Below are 16,271 nucleotides of genomic sequence, written 5' to 3'. Positions count from 1 at the left end.
CCCGCCGGCGGCTGCGTCGACGCCTCCTCCACGTCGACGTACAGCATGTCCGTATGCGTCTGCCCATCGTCGCCGGTGACCGTCAGCCGAACTTCGTACCGGCCGGTTTCGTCGGGGACGAACCGCGTGGTCACCGCGTCCGGATCTGCGGGCGTCACCGTCTCGCCGCCGGGCGTCCGGATCGACCAGTCGTAGCCGACGATCTCGCCGTCGGGATCGACGCTTCCGCCGCCGTCGAGGTAGACCGTACTCCCGACCGTCGTCGACTGGTCGAGTCCCGCGTCCGCGAGCGGGCGTCCGTCGTCGGTCGCCGCCACTGCGGGCGTCGGCAGGCCCGCTACCACGAGCAGCACTACGAGCATGAGAGAGACTCGTTTCATCTGACAGTGGGTTCCTTCATCTCTCAATAGTACTTAAATTTCATGTGCAGACTTTCCTATTTGATAGGTGGATCGGTCGGAGAATCTTCTGGAGGCGCGTCCGTGCGTTATTTATCACTCGACACCCGGAATAGGGGTATGCTCGAGAACGAGTCCTCGATGCCCTACCTGCTCGCGGGCACGATGACGATCGGGACGGCCGTCCTGCTGGTCGGGGTCACGCTGGGCTCCGAACTGGTCCACAGCGAACAGCTCACGCAGCTCGGTCAGCCGCTCCAGCTGGCCGGCGGCGCCGTGCTCGTGTTCGCCGTCCTCCTGTTCGCGCGCTACCTCGACGCGCTCCCCGATCAGGAAGCCGGTCACTGAGCCGTCGGTCGCGGTCGGACGCGGCGACGCCGCCCGGTCTGTCACGGTCTTTTCTTGACAACTGATAGCAAGTGCTTTGGGCTCGGCGATGGAATGCCCACGAAGACGCGACCGGCCGTCGGTCGCCGTACCACTCATGACTGACGACGAACTCATCTGGCGGATCGCAGGCGGTTCCGGCGACGGGATCGCTTCGACCAGCCAGAACTTCGCGAAAGCGTTGATGCGGTCGGGGCTGGACGTATTCACCCACCGACACTACCCGTCCCGGATCCGTGGCGGTCACACGTACACGGAAGTCCGGGCCGCCCCCGAGGACGTGACCTCGCGGGGTGACGGGTACGACTTCCTCCTGGCGCTCGGGGACTCCTTCGCGCGCAACCCACAGGAGGAGGCGTACTACGGGAAAGAGGAGATCAAGCCGCTCTCGGAGAACTTAGACGACCTCCGGGAGGGCGGCGTGATCGTCTACGACTCCGGCCTCATCGACGCCGACGAGGTACCGAACTTCGACCAGCGCGTCGAGGAGAACGACTGGCACGTGTTCCCGCTGGACCTCCGCGGGCTGGCCCGCGAGAAGGGCCGCGAGGTGATGCGCAACACCGCCGGCGTCGGCGCGACCTGCGCCATCGCCGACATCCCCGTCGAGGCCATCGAAGACCTGATGCGGGACGCGATGCCCGAGAAGATCCTCGAACCGAACCTCGAGATCCTCAACGAGGCGTACGAGGCAGTGCTGGAGGACTACGACCTCTCCGGGATCGAGGTCTCCTGTCCCGAGGGCGAGCACGAGGAGGAGCAGGTGCTCGTCAACGGCTCCGACGGGATCGCCTACGGCGCGTTCGACGAGGGCTGCCGGTTCATCTCCGGCTACCCGATGACGCCGTGGACGGAGGTGTTCACCATCCTCTCGAAGAACCTCCCCGAGGTCGGGGGGATCGCCGAGCAGGTGGAGGACGAGATCGCCGCGGCGTCGCTGGCGATCGGCGCCGCCCACACCGGCGTGAAGGCGATGTCCGGCTCCTCCGGCGGCGGCTTCGCGCTGATGTCCGAGCCGCTCGGACTGGCCGAGATCTCCGAGACGCCGATCGTGCTGCTCGAGGCCGCCCGCGCGGGCCCCTCGACGGGGATGCCGACCAAGCCCGAGCAGGCCGACCTGGAGCACGTCCTGTACACTTCACAGGGCGACTCCAACCGCGTCGTGTTCGCGCCCGCGGACCCCGCGGAGGCGTACGACCACGCGCGGAAAGCGTTCCAGATCGCCTACCAGTACCAGATCCCGACGATCATCCTCTACGACCAGAAGCTCTCCGGGGAGTACCGCAACGTCCCCGCGAGCCACTTCGACCGGGACCCCAACCCGGACATCGGCAAGACGCTCACCGAGGACGAGATCACGGAGGCACCCCACGAGCCCGGCGGGAAGCTCCACCGCTTCCGTCACGACCCCGAGGACGGCGTCTCGCCGCGCTCGGTGCCGGGACAGAAGGGCGGGCGCTTCCTCGCGTCCGGTAACGAGCACAACGAGGCCGGCCACATCAGCGAGGACCCCGACAACCGCGTCGCGCAGGTCGACCGGCGGAACCGCAAGCTCGAGTCGATCCGCGCAGAGCTGAACGAGGACGGCCTGAACGAGACGTACGGTCCCGAGGACGCCGACTACGGCATCCTCGCGTTCGGCAGCATGGTCGGCACCGTCGAGGAGGCGGTCGACCGACTCAACGCTGACGGCGAGTCCGTGAAGGCGCTGGCGGTCGGCGAACTCGCACCGTTCCCGGAGACCGAGGTCCGGGAGTTCATCGAGAGCGTCGACCGGGCGATGGTCGTCGAGATGAACTCCTCGGCGCAGTTCCGCGGCCTGACCCAGAAACACCTGGGCGAGTACGGGCCGAAGCTGTCGAGCCTCCTGAAGTACAACGGCAACCCATTCGAGCCCGCGGAGGTCGTCGAAGGGTTCCACAACACCGTCGGCGGCGAGGAAGCGACCGACCACCAGACGACGTTCGTACCCGCGGCAGGTGACTGACCAATGAGTGCATTCAGCGCAATCGGCGACGAACGCGAGATCGAACAGGAGGAGTACACGCCGGGGATCGAGCCTCAGCCGACGTGGTGTCCGGGCTGTGGCGACTTCGGCGTCCTGAAGGCCCTGAAGGGCGCCCTGCCCGAGGCCGGACGCACGCCCGACGAGACCCTGACGGTGACGGGGATCGGCTGCTCGGGCAAGCTGAACTCCTACTTCAACAGCTACGGGTTCCACACGATCCACGGGCGCGCGCTGCCCGTCGCGCGAGCCGCGAAGCTCGCGAACCCCGGACTGGAAGTGATCGCCGCCGGCGGCGACGGCGACGGCTACGGGATCGGCGGGAACCACTTCATGCACACCGCCCGGGAGAACCACGACTTCACCTACATCGTGTTCAACAACGAGATCTTCGGCCTCACCAAGGGCCAGACCTCGCCCACCTCCCCGAAGGGCCACAAGTCCAAGACCCAGCCCCACGGCTCGGCGAAGGAGCCGGTCCGGCCGCTCTCGCTCTCGCTCACGTCGGGAGCGTCGTTCGTGGCCCGGACCGCGGCGGTCAACCCCAACCAGGCCAAGGAACTGATCAAGGAGGCCATCGAACACGACGGGTTCGCCCACATCGACTTCCTGACCCAGTGTCCGACCTGGAACAAGGACGCGAAGCAGTACGTCCCCTACATCGACGTGAACGAGAACGACGACTACGAGTTCGACCCGACCGACCGGGACGAAGCCGCGGAGATGATGCGTGAGGCCGAGGGTGCCCTCAACGACGGCGAGGTGCTCACCGGGAAGTTCTACGTCGACGAGAGCCGCCCGTCCTACCAAGAGGAGAAACGACAGATCGGCGAGATCCCCGAGGAGCCGCTGGCCGAGCGCTACTTCGACGACGACTACGAGTGGGAGCGCTCCGCGGACATGTTCCTCGACGACCACAAGTGAACGTCGGCGGCCGGTAGCGGCCCCCGCCCCGTTTGGGTCCACGGAGACTCGCTTTCCGCTTCGCAAGGCATTTTTCCCCGGACCGCGAAGCGAGTTCCATGACTACGTCGGCCACCGAGGACCGGATCCTGCAGATCCTGGAGGAGGACGCGCAGGCGTCGGTCTCCGAGATCGCCGAGCGCGCCGACGTCTCCAAGCCGACGGTTCGGAAGTACGTCCGCCAGCTCGAGGAGGAGGGCGTGATCGTCGGCTACTCCGCCGAGGTCGACCCCAAGAAGCTGACGGGCCAGTCGATCGCGCTGGTGGGGATGGACGTCGACAGCGAGCAGTACGTCGACGCCACGAACGCGCTCAAGGATCTCGACGCCATCGAGTCGCTGTACAGCTCGTCGGGCGACCACATGCTGCTCGCGGAGGTCCGCGCCGCCGACGGCGACGCGCTCGGCGACGTGATCAACGACCGGATCCTCGAAATCGACGGCGTGACTGCGGCTCACCCCTGTTTCCTGCAGGAACGCCTGAAGTAGTTTCTCGCGGCGATCCGGCCTCACGCACCGCCCTCTTCCTCGACGACGGTCACGGACTCGTCGACGACCAGCGTCAGCCGGTCGTCGCCGAACGTCACGTCGACAGCGACCGCCCACGGATCGGTCGAACGGACGGTCGTGTGCCGATCGGTGGCCGCGAACTCGATCTCCCAGATCGGCGTCCGTGTCACGTCCATCCCGTTGTCGAGGCAGAACGAGATCACCCGGGGCTCCCGGAGCAGCAGTTCGCCGACGGTGAGGTTGTCCTTGTTCCCGCAGTGTGAACAGCCCCGACGTATCAGCGCCGCGCGGCGGTCCCCGCGGGGGTAGCCAGTGTCTTCGGGGTCCTGGAACTCCGCGTCGACGCCGTTGCCGCAGTACGGGCAGACGCCCCGGGCGAACGCGAGGCGGACGGTACGGTTGTACTCGGCCGCCCGATCGAGCACGTCGGCGTCGTCCACGTCGCCGAACTCGTCGTCGACGCCGGTGAGCACGCCCGGCGGCGTGAGGTTGTAGTCGTAGAGGTACTCACAGCCCGGGCACTCGATGGCCAGGATCGCGTTCTCGTAGCGCGCCGTCAGCGTCGTTCCGCAGTAGTCGCAGTCGTGGTCGATCGCCAGTTCCCGGTCGGTCGCTGCCTCCGCGGACCACGCGCGGATCGTCCGGATCAGGGTCGTCCCCTCGGGAGTGAGCTGGTAGCCCACTTCCGGATCGCCCGCCATCCGGGGGATCGGCCGGCTGGCGTTCCCCCACTGCTCCTCGGTCTCGACGCGCTCGACGTAGGGGCCGACGAGCTCCTGGAGGTGGTAGTTGAACCGACTGCTGTCGGCCTCGGGCGCGGCCAGCGCCTTGAGTTCGGAGAACGACAGCGTCGGCGGCGGCCCGTCGCCGCCCCGGGCCTCGCTGAGCTGCCAGAGTATGCTTGCCCGCACCTCGTTCGACAGCAGCGACAGCGTCGTCTCCGGGGGGAGACGGCCGTGCGTCCGCGGCTCGTCGCGGTCCCGCATGGCTGTCGCTTGGGGAGCCGCGAGGAAGCGTTTTCGGTAGATCCGGCGACGAGCGGCTTCGCTACGGGTCGGTAGCGCCCGAGGACCCCTCGGTCCTCCCGACCGAGGCCGGGGTCGCGGTGGCGGGGTCGTCCCGCACCGGCGACGTGAGCAGCCAGAGCACCCCCGCGACGGCGGAGACGGCGACGCCAGTCACCGCGAGGAACGTCACGGGGCCGATTCCTTCCGCGACGCGGCCGCCGAGCACGTTCGCGGTCCCGGAGGCCAACGAGAGCGCCATCGAGACGCCGGAGAGCACCGTCGCACGGCCGACGTTCTCGAGCCGGTCGTTGAAGTACTCGTTCCGGACGGGACGAACTAACTGCGAGACGGCCCGCCGGGCGAACACCGCCGGCACGAGCAGGAGGGGGACGACTGCGAAACTCGCGTAGAGCACGCCGAAGATCGGAATAAGCGACAGCATGACGCCGCGCGTTCCGAGGCGATCCTGTACGGCCCCCGCGGCTCCGGTCGCGGCCGCCGAGACGAGCTTGAACCCTGCGTACACGACGCCGAGCCCCGCGACCGGCACGCCCACCTCCCGTAGCGCCGGCTGTTCGAACACCCGCGTCACCGAGAAGACGACGTTGAACAGGGCGGCGTAGACGATCAGCCAGCCGATCGAGGGGCGGGTGAACTGCTCGCGGAGCAGCGAGACCGCCCGGAGGACCGTCATCGTCGGCTCGTCGTCGGTCGTACCCCCAGTAGGGGGCAGCGTGAACAGGATCGGGAGTCCCAGCCCGGCGGTGACGGCGTTCGCCACGAACGGTAGCGCCGGATCGGCGGTGTACAGGAAGCCAGCAGCGAGCGCCGCGCCCGCGGAGATCACTAGCAGCACTGACTCCGCTCGCCCGCTGAGCCGCGCGAACTCGTCGTCGAGATCGTTCTCCGCCAGCAGTTCGTACAGCCACGCGTCGCTGGTGCCGCTCCGGAGCGTCCACGCCACCGCCCACAGCAGGAACAGCCCGGTGAACGCCTCCGTCGACGACGCGAACACGAACCCCGCCATCACCGTCGCCGTGACGGCGTTGCCCAGCGCGAGCGTCCGCCGCCGACCTAGGTAGTCCGCCAGATAGCCGGTCGGGAGTTCGCCGGCCACCATCCCGAACAGGAACACGCCCTGCACGAAGCCGATCTCCGCCAGCCCCAGCCCCTGTGCCTCCATGTAGATCACCGAGACGGGGAGGTAGAACCCGTTCGTGAGCGTCGCGCGGTACGCGTAGTACCGCCTGACCACAGAGACCATACTCGACTGTGGCGTCGCCGGGATCAAGTGTATTCCCGGCAATCATTTTTTGTAACGTAGATGACTCTATTCTGGTCGACACCGACGGCTGCCGGCGCGGTCGAGTGGGCCACGCTGAGCACGCGCCCGCCGCTCCACTTTCACCGTGGCTGGGCAACCCTCTTCTCCGTCCCGGCCCGAACGCCACCTATGAGCGGGAGCACCCTCCCCGGGACCGGCGACGACGAGTCGCCCGACAGGGTGGTGCTCCACGTCGACATGGACTGCTTCTACGCCTCCTGTGAGCGCCTGCGGGAGCCGGAGCTCCGCGGCCAGCCCGTCGTCGTCGGGATGGGCTACGAGGAAGGCCAGACGATCGGCGCCGTCGCGACCGCCTCCTACGAGGCCCGGGAGTACGGCGTCGACTCCGCCCAGCCCATCTCGCAGGCTGTCGAGCGGCTGCCGCCGGTCGAGCGCCCGGATCTGGGCGACGAGGGCGACGACCGCGGCCACTACCGCCCGGTGGACATGGAGTTCTACCAGTCGGTCGCGAGCGAGGTGAAGGCGATCCTGCACGACTGCGCCGAGACGGTGCGGGAGGTGAGCATCGACGAGGCGTACCTCGACGTGACCGACCGCACGTCGTGGGAGCGTGTCGACGCGCCCGCGCGAGCGTCGGGCGCCGCCGAGCAGCGCACGCTCGCGGAGGGGTTCGCGCGCCACGTCCGCGAGCGCATCGCCCGCGAGGTGGGCGTGCCCGCCAGCGTCGGCGTCGCACCGAACATGGCGACTGCGAAGATCGCCAGCGACCACGACAAGCCCGACGGGCTGACGGTCGTGCCGCCGGGGACGGTCGCCGACTTTCTCGCGCCGCTGCCCGTCGAGGAGATCCACGGCGTCGGCCCCGTGCGGGCGGGCGAACTCCGCGATATGGGCATCGAGACCGCCGGCGACCTCGCATCCGCGGATCCCGGCCGGCTACAGGACCGCTTCGGCGACCGCGGGGTCGAACTCCACGAGCGCGCTCGGGGGAACGACGATCGCGAGGTCACGCCGACGGGGCTGCCAAAGAGCCTCTCCCGGGAGTCGTCGTTCAGCGAGGCGACGAGCGACGCCGCGGCGATGCGCGAGAAGGTCCGCGCGCTCGCGGCCGCCGTCGCGGAGCGCGCGCGGTCGAAGGACGCGCTCTACCGGACGATCGGGATCAAGGCCGTCACGACGCCGTACGACGTGAACACCCGCGCCGAGTCGCTCTCCGGCCCGGTCGACGACCCCGATCTGGTCGAGGAGACCGCGCTCTCGTTGCTGGCGGAGTTCGAGGACGAGCCGGTCCGCAAGCTCGGGGTGCGGGTGTCGAAGCTGAGCTTCACCGCCGGCGAGCAGGCCAGCCTCGACGGATTCGACGGCCAGCCCCGCGACGGTTCGGCCGCCGGTTCGACAGAGTCCGGCGACGCCGTCACGGACGGTAGCGGCGAGGACGGCGGCGCCGGTGGCGGTTCCGCCGACGAGGACCGGTCGGGACAGTTCTCGCTCGAGGAGTTCGAGTAGCCCCGTCGGAAACCCTATGTGGGGCCAGTGGGTCTGTTACGACGATCACGGCGACCGCTCCGGTCGCCCATCGTGCCGCCCGACCGACGTCGGACGGCGGCGACGCCCCCCACTATGACCGACGACACCGATTCCGACGAGCACGAGAACGAGCGTGCCGTCTCGCTCCCGCTCATCGACACGTACGCCGCGCTGACGGCCGAGATCGACGCGAAGGCCGACCGGATCGAGCGGCTGGAGAGCGAGCTCGACCGGCGCTACCTCGACCCCGCGGATGGCGATCCCGAGACCGCTGCCCCGGCGGGCGAGACGGCCGACACGGGAACGAGATCGCACGAGGACTGGGACCCGGCGACCGACCCGCTCGAGGACACCGGCACCGCGACCGCCGACGGCGATCACGAGGGCGTGCGACCGACCGTCGACGCGGCGGGATCGGCTCCGGACCGGGAGGCTCCGACCGCAGATAGCCAGCGCGAGGAGTCGGCCGACACCGGCGTGAACGCCAGAGATTCGGGGATCTCGCCCGTCAAGACGGCGTCCGCGGCCGACGCCGAGGCGGGCAGCGGGGAGTCCGACGACGGGGACACGGACGAGTCGTTCGGCGTCGGGATGGAGACTTCCTCGGATCTCACGGGCGGATCGCTCGACGGCTCGCCGCTGACTGAGAACGCGGAGTCGGAACCCGACTCGGACGGGGTGGACGAGGAGCCGCCCGATCCGACCGCCGACCGCGGCGAACGCCTCAGCCGGCTGGTCCGGCGTGCCGAACTCCGGGAGGAGGGGGAGGTGGTCGAGGCGTTCGTCGAAGGGATCGACGCGCTCGACGAGGTGACCCGGGAGATGCTGGCCCACTACCGCGAGGTCGGCGACGCGACCCCCCTCGACGCCCACGTGGCCGCCGGCGGCTCCGGCGAGCGCCGGTACGCCTACGCGCGCAACCGGACGCTGCGGAAGGCGGGCGTGATCGAACACGACGGCGCGGGCCGGTACCGCTACGCGCTGCCCGACCTCGTCAGGGAGGCGTTCGACGGCAACGCCGCCGCGGGAACGGTGACCGACGCCGTCGAGGCGATCGAAACCGCGACGGATATCGACTGATGCGGGCGCTTCCGGAAACCGGCGACGGTCGCTGGCGGCTCGACCGCCACGCCCGGCTGGTGGTGTACGAGGCCGACGCCGGCGACGAACTCGTGACCGTCTACGACTGCGGCGCCGCACAGAAACCGCCCTCGGCGCAGTTCATCGGGAACCTCGTCCGGGTGCGTCCGCCCCACGAGATGGAGCGCTCGCCGACGGGATACGTCGTCACGCTGAAAGAGGGTGGCACGCTGGTCGAGCAGGGCGACGATCACTACGTGATCGAGGAGCGGGAGGGCTGAACATCGACCTCTTTCACCGGGGGTCTCGCTAAAACGGACGCTACGCGTTGTTCATCCGCTGGACTTGTTTCGTTCCGCACTCCGAACAGGTGCTAACGCGATACGGTTCCCGGGAAAACTTGATGTTTTCCTCCTTTTGACTCTCCGTTCGTACCTCTATTCGAACGGTATGCTCCGTCTTTCGGTCGCACCGATCACAGGTGTTCGTACGTGATGTTGTTGTCATGGTTCCGAAACCGTCGTCTCGGTACCCGTCCGACCTGTTCCATCCATGATTCCGATATATGCACGTAGAACGGCCTCTCGGAAGGGTGTCCAGCATGGTATACCATCGTGAATATCCCCCCCTGCCAGTTTCCGGCCGCGAGAAGACGGATCTCTTCGGGGGTGATCTATCGCGGAGTACGACTCGCCGGCCGTTCGCTGTTCCCTTCGAGTGTTACGGCACAAGCTCGACGACCATGACTTCCATGTCGGGCATCTCCCCGTCGGTGCGATACTCCCATGCCCCCTGTAGGTCGATATCGTTCTCGAGGCCGGCGAGAATTACCCGGCCGAGCGCGGCTTCGAAGTCCTCTGTAGTCGTTATCTCCTCGTTGGACGTAGAGTCGGTTGTCATAATGGGAAGACGGCCTGACTGTGATTCGAAACCTCACAGCGATCAGGACCACAGCCGTAATCGTCTCTATCTCTTCGTACGGGGACACGTCGGATAGGAGTATCGGAAAGCATGGTACACCAAGCCCAAACCCGCGCCGAGAACGCCTCTACCGAGCCTTTATCCTCGTTGCGATAGATTCTATACATATCTATGGCTGTTATCGTTGATCTGACTCTCCCAGCTGATTCATTCGAACTGGGACAAATCCTTCGGATAGAGGGGACGACAGAAATTACCGTAGAGACGATGGTGCCGTTAGGCGGGAGGCCGACGCCGTTCATCAAAATTCAAAACGGGACGCGAGAGGAGTTCGAACGCACCGTCCGGAACCATCCGTCGGTCGATGGGCTTCAACTCGTCAACTCACATGACGGGGAACTGTTGTACTCACTCGATTGGCAGTCGTCGGACTTCTCGCTGTTGCAGACGGTTCTCGATCTGGAGGGGGTGCTCCTGAGCGCGACGGGGACCGCTGACACGTGGAGCCTCGAACTCAGGTTTCCGACCCACGAGACGCTCTCGAAGTTCCAAGAGTACTATCTCGAAGCGAACATCCCGGTGTCGATCAAGCACATCTACAACCCGACGAAGCCCGACGCTGGCCCCTGGTTCGGAGTGACGCCGGTTCAGCGCGAAACGCTCGCGTACGCGGTGGAGTCGGGGTACTATTCGCTGCCGCGCGCCACATCGACAGAGGAGTTGGCGGAACGGTTCGATATCTCCGATCAGGCGGTAACTGAGCGGCTCCGCCGTGGTATCTCCACTCTCGTAGCAAACACGCTGTTGGTCGATCCGGAGGACGAGTAGTTCGCGCAGCCCTGCTATCTGAACGCCACCTCTGAACTATCTCTCGGCGAGGCGTAACACCCCCGGAGAGAGGCCTCGGTCTTCGCGCTGAGGCTCTGCTTTAGGTGTTCGACTCCCCGAAGAGATCGCACCCCGTTCGATCGGTACTCAGAGCGGGTCGACCAGATCGCGCAGCACCGCTTCGGGATCGTTCGCGAGCGCCACCCCGGAGGCGAGCAGCACGCCGTCGGCGCCGAGGTCGCGCGCGGCCGCGACGTCCTCGCCGGTCGCGATGCCGGCGCCGCAGAACACGTCCACGTCGTCGTTCACGTCGCCCGCGGCGTCGACGGCGTCACGGACGATATCCGGGTCGGCGGTCGCGACGGACTCGTCGCCGCCGATGAGTTCGGGCGGTTCGACCGCGACGGCGTCGGGACCGAGCGCCGTGGCGGCGGCGATCTGGTCGGGGTTGTTCGCACAGACCACCGTCTCGAGCCCGGCCGACGCCGCGGCGTCGAGGCCGGCGTCGATGTCTGCGAGCTTGAGCCGCTTCTCTGAGTGGTTCAGCAGCGTCCCGACGGCGCCCGTCGTCGCGACGGCGTCGGCGTGAGTGCTGCCGGTGTGGCTGCCGTGGCCGACGGGGCTGACGTGCTGGGCCCACGTCTCGACGCCCGTGGCGGCGACGGCGCCGAGGCGGGCGGCCTGCGGCGCGACCGCGATGCGAGCGCCTGTCTCCTCGGCCACGTCGGCCGCGGCTGCCGCCACGGCGACGGGGTCACAGTCGTACGCTTTGAGGTTGACGAGGACGAACACGTCGGGAGGCGGGTCCCGACCGGCAAATAGGTAGGCGGTTCGGCGGCGTTACTCGCCCTTGCGCTCGACCACGTCGCCGAGCGTCTGGGTCATCGAGGAGTCGGTCTCCCAGTCGGAGGTGTCGTCGCCCGAGCCTTCCGCCAGCGAGATCCCGAGACGCTTCTCGAGCTTCTTGCGCACGTCGTCGCTCGGGAGCACGTCGCCGCGTTCGAGCTTGCCGATCAGCGAGGCCTTCTCGTTGAGTTCCTTCGCGAGATCCTCGCGGCTCAGCCCCTCGTCCTCGCGGGCGGCCCGGATCTGCTCGTCGTAGTCGCCCGCGATCTCGTCCATCTGGTCGAACATGTCGCGGCGGCGCCCGCCACCGCCTCCGGTGCTCCCACCGCTCGTCGAGGACGAGGAGCCGTCGGAGGAGGACGTCGAGTACTTCGTCGACGTGGTCGACGTCGACTCGGTCTCGACGGTCGTGCCGAAGTCCTTGCAGTCGTCGCAGAGTTCGAGCTCCGCGCCCTCGACTTTCGTCGTGGTGAGCGAGGACTTCTCCGCGCCGCACATCTCACACTGGGCCATACCCGACGTAGCGGATGGGGTAGTAAAAAGGAACCGGCGGGCCGTCGGTTGGGAGTGTTGGTGGCCGTGACAGGAGCCGTGTTTCGATCACCGACGGCCGCGAGGCGTCCGCCGCACCGCGACAGCATCCGCACCGCAGTGAGGAACGAAACGGTCTCAGGAAGAGGGCTACTCCGCGAGCCGGCACCGCAGGAACGGCCAATCGACGCCGTCCATTTCGCTGTGGACCCCGTAGCGATCCGTGATCGTGAACCCGGCCTCGGCCAACAGCCGCTCGGTCTCCGCCATCGGCGGGAACGACCACGCCATCCGCTCGCCGGCGTCGAGCCAGTCGTCGTTCTCACCGGCCCAGTCGTCGCCGATGCTGAACAGGAACTCCCCGCCCGGTTCGAGCACCCGCGCGACCTCCGCGTAGCAGTCGCCGTGGTCCTCGACCGGGAGGTGGATCACCGAGTAGAACGCGGTGGCGGCGTCGAAGCTGTCGGCCGCGAACGGGAGTGCTGTCATGTCGCCGGCGACGAGGCCGGCGTCGACGCGTTCGCGTGCGAGTCCTAACTGCGCCGTCGAGATGTCCAGCCCGACTGCGCGCTCGGCGGGGAGGAACCCGAGCGGCCCCTTGCCGGCGCCACAGCCCAGATCGAGCACCCGCGGCGCCGCCGGTAGCGACGCCTTCAGCGCGACGAGCGCGTCGTTGTCGGCCGGGTCGCCCCCTCGCTGCTCGTCGTAGGCGTCCGCCATCGCGTCGTAGCCGTCCCGAACCGTCGCCCGCTGGTCGTCCATGGGCGGCGTTCCGACCCCCGAGTGAAACGCGTTCCGGATGCCTGTGAACGTACCTCACACAACTCCTATCAGATCTCGTAACTGGAGCGTACGATTATTGTGGGCGGCTCACGAACGACGGGTGTGACGCCGGCTCTGGAGTCACCGTTCGCCCGCAATCGCGTTCTCGTTGTTGGGAACGGCGACAGAGCCGCAGCACTCGAGAGCAGCCTCGCCGCCGACGGGATCGAGACGACGCGGGTGGCGTCGGCGCCCGAGGCGCTCGCGACGCTCGACGCGGTGGAGGTGGCGCTGCTCGTCGTGATCGACGGGATCGAGAGCCGGCCCGCCGACGTGTTCGGCGCCGCCGCGCGCCGGGGCCACCAGCTCCCGGGCGTGTTCGTCGGGTCGAAGGCGCGACAGCTCCCGCCGGGGGTCGAGCAGGCGCCCGCGGGCGCGGACGCGGCGGCGTCGGTGATCCGCCAACGCCTGCTCGCCGCGAGCGCGGCCGACGCCGAGCCCGCGGTCGAGAACGACCCGCTGGCGGCGTTCGGCGACACCGTCTCCCACGAGCTCCGGAACCACCTGAGCGCGGCCCGGCTCGCCGTCGACTCGCTGGAGGGGCCGACGATCGAGCAGGCACGGGACGCGCTGGACCGGCTGGAGGGGCTCGCCAACGAGGCGGAGGCGATCGCCGCCGGCGAGGTCAGCGACACCGAACCCGTTTCGCTCGCGTCCGCCGCCACGGACGCGGCCGACCGCGTTCGCGCGCCCGAGGCCTCGATCCGCATCGACGCCGAGGAGACGATACAGGCCGACCCGGAGCTGTTGACGCTGTTACTCGAGAACCTCGTTCGCAACGCGGTGGAGCACGGCGGCGACGACGTGACCGTGCGCGTGACCGACACCGACGCCGGCTTCGCGGTCGCCGACGACGGCCCGGGGTTCGGCGACGGGAACCCGTTCGCGTGGGGCTACTCCGGCGACGGCGGGCAGGGCGCCGGGCTGGGGATCGTCCGGCGGATCGCCGAGGCTCACGACTGGGAGATCGTCGCCGAGAACGACGGCGGCGCGCGGATCGAGATCCGGAGTTAGTCGTCGGCCGTGGCGGCCTGACAGCTCTCCATCCACTCGTTGGCCCAGGACTCGATCTCGTCGAAGACGGGCGCCAGCGACTCGCCCTTTCCGGTGAGCGAGTAGTACGTCGCGACGGGGGCGTCCTCCTCCAGTCGCCGTTCGACGAACCCGGACTCCTGCAGGTCGTCGAGCACGCGCGAGAGCGTGCGGGCGTTGGCCTCCGTCGAGCGCTTGAGCTCGTTGAACCGCTTCTCCCCCTCGGTCAGGTCGTGGAGTACCACGAGCCGCCACTGGGAGCCGATCTGTTCGACGGCGTCGACGACGGGGCAGACCTCCGTCGCCTGCCCCTCGGTCACCTGCTCGTCCGCGGTCACGCCGGCGTCCTCGATATCGGTAGACATCTGTTACCCGGTTCGGTCCGGATACCTATAACCGCTTCCCCTCCACCGGCAGCGCCGCTCCGGAGCGGTACTGTGCCATGGGGAGACACAACACGAAAAGGCATATATCGGCCGCGGCGCCTACCCCGCCCCATGAGCGCAGACCGGGCCCCCCTGCAGCGGGCCCTGGAGCGCGGCGAGGAGGAGGGCGGTCCCGTCGAATTCAAGACGCGGCTCACCCGCGACACCCACCTCGCGGACGGTCGGATGGAGTCGTTGGCCGCCCAACTCCGCCACCGCGTGCTCTCTGGCGACGGTGAGGCGACGTACGTCGTCGGCGTCGACGACGACGGCGCGATCGCGGGCATCTCCCCCGACGCCTTCTCGGAGTCGATGGACGTGCTCTCCCTGTTGGCCGACGAGGCCGACGCTCACATCGAGGACGTGGAGACGTGGGGGATCGACGGCGGCGATGGGACCGAGGGACTCGTCGGCGTCGCGACGGTCCGCGAGGGCGCGATGCTCGAACGCGAGGACGACGAGCACGTCGTCGTCGGTACTGCGGGCCACGTCGACCACGGGAAGTCGACGCTCGTGGGCACGCTCGTCACCGGCGAGCGCGACGACGGACAGGGGAACACCCGCTCGTTCCTCGACGTGCAGCCACACGAGGTCGAGCGCGGCCTCTCGGCGGACCTCTCCTACGCGGTGTACGGGTTCGACGGGGAGGGTGACACGGTCCGGATGGACAACCCCCACCGCAAGAGCGACCGGGCACGGGTCGTGCAGGAGGCCGACCGCCTCGTCAGCTTCGTCGACACCGTGGGTCACGAGCCGTGGCTCCGCACGACGATCCGGGGGCTGGTGGGCCAGAAACTCGACTACGGGCTGCTCGCGGTCGCGGCCGACGACGGCCCGACGAAGACCACCCGCGAACACCTCGGCATCCTGCTCGCGACCGAACTGCCGACGATGGTCGCGATCACCAAGACCGACGCCGTCAGCGACGAGCGCGTCGAAGACGTGGAGGACGAGGTGGAGGCGATGCTCCGGGAAGTGGGCGAGACCCCACTACCCGTCGACCGCCACGGCATCGACGCCGCGATCGAGGAGATCGGCACCGTGGTTCCGATCCTCCGGACCAGCGCGGTCGCCGGCGACGGCCTCGACGATCTGGACACGCTGTTCGAGGCGCTGCCCAAGCGCGACTCCGACGCCGACGCGCCGTTCCGGATGTACGTCGACCGCTCCTACAGCGTCACCGGCGTCGGCGCCGTCGCCTCGGGGACGATCAACGCCGGCACCGTCGAGGCCGGCGACGAACTCCTGCTCGGGCCGATGGCCGACGGGAGCTTCCGGGAGGTGGAGGTCCGCTCGATCGAGATGCACTACCACCGCGTCGATCAGGCCCGCGCGGGCCGGATCGTCGGGATCGCGCTCAAGGGCGTCGAGGAGGCGGAGATCGAACGCGGGATGGCGCTGCTCCCCCGCGACGCCGACCCCGACCCCGTGCGGGAGTTCGAGGCCGAGGTCGTCGTGTTGAACCACCCGACCAAGATCGGCGAGGGGTACGAGCCGGTCGTCCACCTCGAGACCGTGAGCGAGGCCGGAATCTTCACGCCGGAGGGCGGTCGGCTGCTCCCGGGTGACAACGGCCGGACGACGGTCCGGTTCAAGTTCCGCCCCTACCTCGTTGAGGAGGGTCAGCGCTTCGTGTTCCGCGAGGGCCAGAGCAAGGGCGTGGGCACGGTCAGATCGATCGACACGTAGCCCGAACCCTTTTCGC

Annotated in this window: 18 protein-coding genes and 2 pseudogenes; 11 read left to right on the top strand and 9 right to left on the bottom strand. The window is 68.4% G+C overall.

Annotated elements, in window-relative coordinates; genetic code table 11:
• Positions 1-89: 89 nt before the first annotated feature.
• Positions 90-362: pseudogene (locus tag ACYQZ5_RS07765) on the bottom strand (PKD domain-containing protein); the annotation flags it as partial.
• Positions 363-518: 156 nt separating this feature from the next.
• On the opposite strand from ACYQZ5_RS07765, the gene ACYQZ5_RS07760 reads away from it, so the two are divergent.
• From ACYQZ5_RS07760 to lrpA1, 4 genes are all read left to right on the top strand, one after another.
• Entirely contained in the window at positions 519-746 is a 228-nt protein-coding gene (locus ACYQZ5_RS07760) for a hypothetical protein (RefSeq protein WP_379730798.1), read from the top strand.
• Between the two features lie 136 nt (positions 747-882).
• Positions 883-2,772: a 2-oxoacid:acceptor oxidoreductase subunit alpha gene (locus tag ACYQZ5_RS07755; protein WP_379730799.1), complete on the top strand. Its 1,890-nt coding sequence runs from the start codon at positions 883-885 to the stop codon at positions 2,770-2,772.
• A 3-nt stretch (positions 2,773-2,775) separates the two neighbouring features.
• The gene (locus tag ACYQZ5_RS07750; RefSeq protein ID WP_379730800.1) at positions 2,776-3,714 is read left to right on the top strand and encodes a thiamine pyrophosphate-dependent enzyme; all 939 of its coding nucleotides are present in this window, start codon (positions 2,776-2,778) and stop codon (positions 3,712-3,714) included.
• 98 nt (positions 3,715-3,812) lie between these two features.
• Positions 3,813-4,241: an HTH-type transcriptional regulator LrpA1 gene (gene lrpA1 / locus ACYQZ5_RS07745; RefSeq protein WP_379730802.1), complete on the top strand. Its 429-nt coding sequence runs from the start codon at positions 3,813-3,815 to the stop codon at positions 4,239-4,241.
• A 20-nt stretch (positions 4,242-4,261) separates the two neighbouring features.
• Here the strand turns inward: lrpA1 and ACYQZ5_RS07740 are convergent, their stop codons facing one another.
• On the bottom strand, positions 4,262-5,248 hold the full coding sequence (locus ACYQZ5_RS07740) for a DUF7351 domain-containing protein (protein WP_379730803.1): 987 nt from the start codon (positions 5,246-5,248) through the stop codon (positions 4,262-4,264).
• A gap of 61 nt (positions 5,249-5,309) precedes the next feature.
• A complete protein-coding gene (locus ACYQZ5_RS07735; RefSeq protein WP_379730804.1) occupies positions 5,310-6,533 on the bottom strand; it encodes an MFS transporter in 1,224 nt (407 codons plus the stop codon).
• Between the two features lie 189 nt (positions 6,534-6,722).
• Here ACYQZ5_RS07735 and dinB point away from each other — a divergent pair, with 189 nt between their 5' ends.
• The 3 genes from dinB to ACYQZ5_RS07720 all read left to right on the top strand — a co-directional run bounded on the left by dinB (position 6,723) and on the right by ACYQZ5_RS07720 (position 9,442).
• Positions 6,723-8,060: a DNA polymerase IV gene (dinB, locus tag ACYQZ5_RS07730; RefSeq protein ID WP_379818248.1), complete on the top strand. Its 1,338-nt coding sequence runs from the start codon at positions 6,723-6,725 to the stop codon at positions 8,058-8,060.
• Between the two features lie 114 nt (positions 8,061-8,174).
• On the top strand, positions 8,175-9,161 hold the full coding sequence (locus ACYQZ5_RS07725; RefSeq protein WP_459845725.1) for a hypothetical protein: 987 nt from the start codon (positions 8,175-8,177) through the stop codon (positions 9,159-9,161).
• Positions 9,161-9,442 carry a hypothetical protein gene (locus tag ACYQZ5_RS07720; protein ID WP_379732545.1) on the top strand — a complete coding sequence of 94 codons (282 nt, stop codon included), beginning with the start codon at positions 9,161-9,163 and terminating at the stop codon, positions 9,440-9,442. Before ACYQZ5_RS07725 ends, ACYQZ5_RS07720 begins: the two co-directional genes overlap by 1 nt.
• Positions 9,443-9,482: 40 nt before the next feature.
• Here the strand turns inward: ACYQZ5_RS07720 and ACYQZ5_RS07715 are convergent, their stop codons facing one another.
• A complete protein-coding gene (locus tag ACYQZ5_RS07715) occupies positions 9,483-9,668 on the bottom strand; it encodes a DUF7835 family putative zinc beta-ribbon protein (RefSeq protein ID WP_459076986.1) in 186 nt (61 codons plus the stop codon).
• 213 nt (positions 9,669-9,881) lie between these two features.
• Entirely contained in the window at positions 9,882-10,061 is a 180-nt protein-coding gene (locus tag ACYQZ5_RS07710) for a hypothetical protein (protein WP_379732544.1), read from the bottom strand.
• 192 nt (positions 10,062-10,253) lie between these two features.
• Here ACYQZ5_RS07710 and ACYQZ5_RS07705 point away from each other — a divergent pair, with 192 nt between their 5' ends.
• On the top strand, positions 10,254-10,910 hold the full coding sequence (locus tag ACYQZ5_RS07705; protein ID WP_379732543.1) for a helix-turn-helix domain-containing protein: 657 nt from the start codon (positions 10,254-10,256) through the stop codon (positions 10,908-10,910).
• Positions 10,911-11,057: 147 nt separating this feature from the next.
• On the opposite strand, the gene tpiA is transcribed toward ACYQZ5_RS07705, so the two are convergent.
• Both tpiA and ACYQZ5_RS07695 read right to left on the bottom strand, forming a co-directional pair.
• The gene (gene tpiA / locus ACYQZ5_RS07700; RefSeq protein ID WP_459845722.1) at positions 11,058-11,702 is read right to left on the bottom strand and encodes a triose-phosphate isomerase; all 645 of its coding nucleotides are present in this window, start codon (positions 11,700-11,702) and stop codon (positions 11,058-11,060) included.
• A 48-nt stretch (positions 11,703-11,750) separates the two neighbouring features.
• A pseudogene (locus ACYQZ5_RS07695) lies at positions 11,751-12,218 on the bottom strand (multiprotein bridging factor aMBF1); the annotation flags it as partial.
• Between ACYQZ5_RS07695 and ACYQZ5_RS14875 the strand changes: the two are divergent.
• Positions 12,136-12,339, top strand: a complete 204-nt coding sequence (locus tag ACYQZ5_RS14875; protein ID WP_487247225.1) for a DUF8138 family protein — start codon at positions 12,136-12,138, stop codon at positions 12,337-12,339. The pseudogene ACYQZ5_RS07695 and the gene ACYQZ5_RS14875 sit on opposite strands and share 83 nt — an antisense overlap.
• Positions 12,340-12,437: 98 nt before the next feature.
• On the opposite strand, the gene ACYQZ5_RS07690 is transcribed toward ACYQZ5_RS14875, so the two are convergent.
• Positions 12,438-13,049 (bottom strand): class I SAM-dependent methyltransferase, encoded by a 612-nt coding sequence (locus ACYQZ5_RS07690; RefSeq protein WP_379818969.1) that lies wholly within the window; start codon positions 13,047-13,049, stop codon positions 12,438-12,440.
• A 123-nt stretch (positions 13,050-13,172) separates the two neighbouring features.
• Here ACYQZ5_RS07690 and ACYQZ5_RS07685 point away from each other — a divergent pair, with 123 nt between their 5' ends.
• Entirely contained in the window at positions 13,173-14,123 is a 951-nt protein-coding gene (locus tag ACYQZ5_RS07685) for a sensor histidine kinase (RefSeq protein WP_459845718.1), read from the top strand.
• On the opposite strand, the gene ACYQZ5_RS07680 is transcribed toward ACYQZ5_RS07685, so the two are convergent.
• A complete protein-coding gene (locus ACYQZ5_RS07680) occupies positions 14,120-14,506 on the bottom strand; it encodes a winged helix-turn-helix transcriptional regulator (RefSeq protein WP_379732383.1) in 387 nt (128 codons plus the stop codon). The genes ACYQZ5_RS07685 and ACYQZ5_RS07680 overlap by 4 nt on opposite strands.
• A 132-nt stretch (positions 14,507-14,638) precedes the next feature.
• Between ACYQZ5_RS07680 and ACYQZ5_RS07675 the strand changes: the two genes are divergently transcribed.
• Positions 14,639-16,255, top strand: coding sequence for a GTPBP1 family GTP-binding protein (locus ACYQZ5_RS07675; RefSeq protein ID WP_379732382.1), 1,617 nt, complete (start codon positions 14,639-14,641; stop codon positions 16,253-16,255).
• Positions 16,256-16,271 lie beyond the last annotated feature (16 nt).

Source organism: Halolamina salina, from assembly GCF_054653455.1.
This window is presented reverse-complemented; position numbering and strand designations above follow the sequence as displayed.